Annotated in this window: 2 protein-coding genes and 1 pseudogene; all 3 read left to right on the top strand. The window is 62.5% G+C overall.

What is annotated here, in order from left to right; genetic code table 11:
* The first annotated feature begins 132 nt into the window (after window positions 1-132).
* The gene (locus ACUW6W_RS11615; RefSeq protein ID WP_060973737.1) at window positions 133-1,902 is read left to right on the top strand and encodes an ATP-dependent nuclease; all 1,770 of its coding nucleotides are present in this window, start codon (window positions 133-135) and stop codon (window positions 1,900-1,902) included.
* Window positions 1,895-2,545 (top strand): UvrD-helicase domain-containing protein, encoded by a 651-nt coding sequence (locus ACUW6W_RS11610; protein WP_081097721.1) that lies wholly within the window; start codon window positions 1,895-1,897, stop codon window positions 2,543-2,545. The genes ACUW6W_RS11615 and ACUW6W_RS11610 overlap by 8 nt, the downstream gene beginning before the upstream one ends.
* Window positions 2,546-2,575: 30 nt before the next feature.
* Window positions 2,576-3,097 (top strand): annotated as a pseudogene (locus ACUW6W_RS11605) (transposase); the annotation flags it as partial.
* Window positions 3,098-3,236: the final 139 nt, after the last annotated feature.

Genomic DNA, 3,236 nt, shown 5'->3' with positions numbered 1-3,236 from the left:
GGCCCGAGGGCTCGCCTGGGTTCTTCTCGTCGATCATGGTCATGATTCTTACCGTTCCTCTCGGTACGGCTTACACAGACCATCTGACACGCCCTATCAGGGCCGTATCGGATCTAACAGCGAGGTGACCCCATGATGCTCCGCCGACTCCGGATTGAGCACTTCCGTGGCATTGAATCCGCGAACTGGGCGATCCACCAGCGATTGATCAGTTTGGTGGGAGCTGGCGACAGCACCAAGACCACATTGTTGGACGCGATCGGGCTGGTACTCAGCCCGAACTACAGCCCGCAGTTCACGGATGCCGATTTCTTCGACCTTGACCTAACCAAGAACATCGTCATCGAGGCAACGATCACGAACCTCCCGGACAATCTCGTCAAGGAGAGCCAGCTTGGCAAAGACCGCTCAGGCATCCTGCCGGGCGGCACTCTCGTCCACGACCCTGTCGAGGAGGCCGATGAGTGCCTCGTCGTCAGGCTGACCGTGACCCCAGAACTCGATCCGACGTGGGAGGTCGTGCGCCCCGACTCTGAAGACGCCCGCCCGATTTCCGCCAGCCAACGTCGCCAGCTCGGCTTCTTCCGCCTGGGTGAACGGGCCGACCTCCACCTTCGCTGGGCGCGCGGATCGGCCCTGTCTGGCCTGACCGATGGTAGCGATGGGGCTTCGTCTGTCGTTCTCGATGCCCACCGTGAAGCGCGGAGAGCAGTCTTCGACGCCCAGTCGAGCGCCCTACATGATGCAGCTTCCAAAGTTCAGCGGTCGGCCGGGAACTTCGGTGCAGGGAAATTTGATGAGCTGCGGCCTGGTCTCGAGCCAGGCTCGGCCACCTCCACACATTCGCTGATGCTTCATGACGGTGACGTGCCTCTGTCGAGCCTCGGGCTCGGCACGCGCCGGCTAACAAGCTTGTCGATCCAGGATCAGGCGATGGACGACGGCTCGATCATTGCCATCGACGAGGTCGAACACGGGCTCGAGCCGCACCGACTGGCGCAAGTCCTCCACCACCTCAAGAAGCGAACTGAAGGGGGCAACCTGCAAGTCATTATGACCACCCACTCTCCCATCGCGGTGAAGACGCTGAGCGCCGTCGATCTCGTCGTAGTCCGCGCGGATGGAACTGGCGTGACCACCTGCCAGCCGGTTCCTGAAGACCTCGACAACGTGCAGGGCACGTTCCGTATTGCCCCAGAGGCGCTCCTTGGCCGTCGCGTACTTGTCGGAGAGGGTGCGACCGAGGTGGGTTTCCTGCGCGGCCTGCTTCGTCACTGGGACGCCCAGCGGATCGCCGCTGAGCAGCCTGGTGCTGCTTCGCTTGGCGTCGTGTTGGTGAATGGAGGGGGAGGGACCCAGTCGACCAAGCGAGCCCAGCACTTCCAGCAGCTCGGCTACCCAGCCTGCCTGCTAGTGGATAATGACGACCGCGCTATTGACAAATCGGTGAGGCAGGCAATGGACTCCGGCGTAAGCGTATACCGCTGGGGTCCGGGCAATGCGATCGAAGATGAGATCATTCAGACTCTCGGCGCCAAGGGGCTGCAGGCACTCGTTGACCTAGCCGTAGAGATCAGGGGTGAGCATTCCATTCGAGCTAATGTCGGCGCAAGTCTGAACAACGATCAGCTGACTGGAACCGACTTCGCTTCATGGCAGGCACAGGCCGGTGTCAATGAAACCGAGATCCGCGGTGCCATCGCGGCCGCGGCGACTGCCAGGGATAAGGAGTGGTTCAAGCGCGAAGATAGAGGCGAAGAACTTGCCGAGGTCGTCATCAGGCACTGGGCTGATTTGGACAGCACCCACTTGATGAAGGTGATCGACGATCTGCAGACCTTCGCTTACGCCGCGGAATCCGAGCCGCCAGCGGAGTCTTCGGAGGGGTCCTTCGATGGTTGAGGACCCTCCCATCTCGAAAGCAGTCGAAGTTGTACTCAGGGCACTACCCTGTTCGGTGGCTCTTCCCGCCGGTGCTGGGAAGACCGAGCTGATCGCGGCCAGTGTGGCAAAAGCTACCCAGCAAGGCGGGACATGCCTCGTGTTGACGCATACGCATGCTGGTGTGGACGCCCTTCGCCGCCGCATGAAAAAGTTTGGCGTTGCCAGCGACCAAGTCGTCGTGCGCACAATCGATTCATGGTCGTATGACCTGATTGCCCACTTCCCGAGTCTCGCGGGGCTCGACGTGTCCGGTGGTCCCGACTGGAGCAAGTCTGCCGAATACCATCGCGCAGCGGCGCGGACAGCCACCAGCAGGGCAGTGGGGAAGATGCTCAAAGTCAGCTATACCCACCTGTTCATCGACGAGTATCAGGACTGTCTTGTCGATCAACACGAGCTGGTGCTCGCCCTGGCCATGACGGTCCCCACTGCGGTGTTCGGTGACCCACTACAGAGCCTGTTCAACTTCAGTAATAATCGAAGGGTTGTTGGTTCGAATCCAACCGGGGGAGCCGAGCAGAGGCCCCTGCACCGACCAGATCGGTGCGGGGGCTTCTTCGTGCCTGGAGGACGACGGAGCCTCGAATGTGTCTGGCAATGAATCCAGGGGCCAGCTGACGCCCTGGATCGCATCTCTCGTATCCAGGCGCTCTCCGACGCCCATGGGGAGCCGCCGACCACTTCGATGCACCCGGCCTGGCCCGGCCCGGCCCGGGCCAGCCGGCAGGGCCGGCCGTTCGCCGATGTCCGGGCGATGATCGAGGCGACCATCTACCCGCATCGGCACGAGATTCCGTAGCGGGATATGCCCGAGGTCTACGGGCCCTGGCAGACCGCGCTGACCTGGTGCTGGCGGATGGCAGCTGCGGGCACCTGGCATGAGGTGCTAGCAACATTGGCGGCCGCCAGCGACGCCCAGGGCCTCATCGATGGATCGGTCCGGACTGGACTCCGCGATCGCCCACGCTCATCAGCACGCCACGGACATTGCCCGCCATGCAGGGGATGGATCGAACTACGGGAATCTGCGGGATGAACCTGCCGGTCGCGGTATCGGACGCTCACGTGGCAGGTTGAGCACGAAGATCCATCAGCTCGACGCGGGGGCAGGAATGCCATTGGCCAGCTTGATCGCCTGAGCCAGGCAGGGGATTGACCGATGCCGACTCCACTGCTTGGGCAGCCGCGGCGGTCATCCAGTTGAGTCCCTGATAGTGGTGTAACCCTCCCCGGTCGCCAACACCGTCCCCTTCACGGACGCGGTCACCGTGGGAGCCTTCGAGCGAACCTTC

The organism is Micrococcus sp. 093350064-1 (genome assembly GCF_053627955.1).
The sequence above is the reverse complement of the archived record's forward strand: the minus strand, read 5'-3'. Positions and strand labels throughout refer to the sequence as shown.